Origin of the sequence: Delftia sp. K82 (assembly GCF_002193035.1) — a bacterium.
Taxonomy (GTDB): domain Bacteria; phylum Pseudomonadota; class Gammaproteobacteria; order Burkholderiales; family Burkholderiaceae_C; genus Comamonas; species Comamonas acidovorans.
Map to the genome: position 1 here is coordinate 1 of NZ_MYFL01000019.1, position 2,668 is coordinate 2,668.

Consider the following 2,668-nt stretch of genomic DNA (forward strand, 5'->3'; position numbering starts at 1 on the left):
GGGGCATGGCTTACGAGGACGTGAGAAATCAGCGGCTTATCTGCGTAACGTACTGCGTGTCCAGGGGCCTCCCGAAGCTACTGCGGAACGCCACTACACATTAGTTTTTCCGCCACTGATCTTTAGTTTTTTCGGGGCGCGCAGGCGCTGGCCAGCGGCGAAGCGCGGCCTGCAGGAGCACACAGAACTGCCGGCGAAAGGCTGGCGCTGAATCACCATGCAGCCCTGCGGCCCGTGTCGTAACGCCGCATTGACGGCGGCCCCGGCCCTGGGGCTGAGCGCGCCCACGATCAGCCAGCCATGCAGAAGGACTGCCCTAGATCAGGCGCGAACGAGGATCGAAGCCATGGCTGATGACCTCTCTGGAGTCAGAGGGAGGGAAGCTCCGCCCTCGTGGCAATGACGTGGGAGCCTGACCAGGTCGGGCGCGGATGAGGAGCGAAGCCTCTGGCGATGACCTATGCGGGGTGGTTTCGAGTGCACGGCCGCCCCGCCTCACTGGCGCGATGAGGGGTGAGCATCGTTTGGATGGCTCAGATCGAGCCTGAGTGGCGCTCCCGGGAATGTCGCGGCCAACATCCCGCCCGCTACAGGGAGGCTTATACGAGACACAACGGGCGTCTGGCGCGCCCTAGAAAGGCTTGCCCTCGCATAACGACAGAGGTCGGCCACGAACGGCGGCTGTATGGCGTCATTGCAAACCACCGGTTGCTGAAAAAATCAATCTCTTGCAGCAGATGTCCACCAATATGGCCAACATCTGCACTGCGCGATCTGAAGCTCTATCGCTGAACGCGACGCGTTCAACGGCTGCATCTCCGGCGTCAGGATGACTTTGCGGGACGCAGACGAAGTGCCGAGTGGATTCTTAGAAATACTACTGTTTTCCTAGCCAGAAGGCGCCCGAACCTGTGCCAGGTAGCACACGGTTTGTTTGCGTGCTCAACAACACACCGCCGTCATTCACACAATGCCCGCCGGCCCCGGAACGGCGGACGCGGTTGGTGGTATGGGCGTGCACATCCCAGCCGGCGTTTAGGTAGGCTATTTGGGCACCCTTGACGGGGTGCGAGTAACTGTTACCGCGCCCGACTGAGTACGCGAGAACCGCAGGGAAGTCCGGTAGCGGTATTGATGACCTGGTGAAGTCCGCACCGTGGTGTGTGGCAGCAAGCCCGGAAAAGGTGTATTTGAGTGCAGCGTCCGCCTTCATGAAAGGCAGGTGCACATAGTCTGCATCGCCGGGGAACAACATTGCGCGTGGCTCAGTTCCAATGCGCTTGTTGGCCGCGAGATTGTCGACCACAACTACCAATCCGTGTTGGTTGACGTCCCCACGTTTGCCACCAGACGGACGATAAATGGAGAGGCGGTCCAGATGGAGATCATTCAGCATCGCCGGCCAGCGGTAGAAACGCTTCTTGCGAGACAGCGCTAGTGCCAAGCGCCAATCGAGCGGACAAATCTTTACTCCACCCCAAGCGTTGCCTACCCCTGGCACGATCCAGGGGCGATTGAGCGCGATATCGTCCCAGGAAATACGCCAGCAGTTCTTCACTTTACTCCAGCCATTTTTTTTTCTGGCCAAGCCCCAATGGTCCCAATCCCAGTGCGACAGGATCACCAACGCGCCGTCATCCCGAAGTGCTGGACGCACCTTCGGCGGAGTATCTGGGTTGTAATTCGTCGGCCAGCCGAGGTCGAAGTACATCGACGGCCATTCGCCAACGCCATGCAGGGCCACCAGGCTCGCCTGGCCGACATCCACAACGGACGCATCCAACTCAGAGGCGCTGCTTAGAGCTTCATCAATGAGGCGCCTAATTTCGGCCTCTGAGGCCCCTCTGCCACGAAAGGGCGCCGCCACCAAATTGTTCAAACTAAGTTCTTGCGCCTCTGATACGGGAGCCGCTTTAACAAGGTGAAAAGGTACTTCGGGCAAATCTCCGTCGCCCAGAACCGTAATCTCAGGGCCGTGGACACCAGTTTCCAGGACAATATCAAACCAACGCAGGTCAAAGGGCTGGGCATCAAACCCAGCAATCCTTTGCCAATCGGAACGCGGCACGGCGAAGGCGAACACCGCGTATTGCCGGTCGATGTCTTCATCTGACGCATGTGGATGAGGGTTCTGTCCTAGCTTCACCTTGTGGGTTTGAACGAAGCATGACAACTGAACATCGCCGTTCTCGAACTCACCGAGTGGAGATACCGTTGTCTGGTTGATGCGGCCAAAGAGTTTGATTTTCATGAAATTGGTATCTGGACGCCTCCGACCAGATCGACGTTGCGAATTTCTGCATGACGGGCGTTAACCCACTACCGCGCAGCATACTCAATCGCCATGAGCCGTCGTCCTGAGCATAGGTGCGATTGGCGAAAAACATGTGCACCACCACTCCGTGCACGAGTTACATGCCGGCAAGCGGGCCTGTTACGGCCAGATGGCAGGGATCTACGACCGACAGCTACTTGGAGGCGAGATCGGTACGACCAATGTCTCGTCAGGGTCGGCAGCTTCCACACGAGAGCCCTTGGCAACCCGCGACGCCGCCGCACTTCGGCCCTGAGCGCTTAGGCCTCGGCCGATAGCTCGCTCCTCAGCCTTGCTGGCCAAAAAAACTAAAGTACGTTGGCGCGTTATCGGTACAGACGAAAGTACAGTGGC

At 58.7% G+C, this 2,668-nt stretch carries 2 protein-coding genes; one reads left to right on the top strand and one right to left on the bottom strand.

All coding sequences use genetic code 11. The annotated features are described in order from the left end of the window. Positions 1 to 211: hypothetical protein (locus tag KDK82_RS33045; protein ID WP_218827113.1), on the top strand; the 211-nt coding region annotated here is incomplete at its 5' end. A 666-nt stretch (positions 212 to 877) separates the two neighbouring features. Here KDK82_RS33045 and KDK82_RS31565 read toward each other — a convergent pair. Then, positions 878 to 2,251: a hypothetical protein gene (locus tag KDK82_RS31565; RefSeq protein ID WP_088167145.1), complete on the bottom strand. Its 1,374-nt coding sequence runs from the start codon at positions 2,249 to 2,251 to the stop codon at positions 878 to 880. Positions 2,252 to 2,668: the final 417 nt, after the last annotated feature.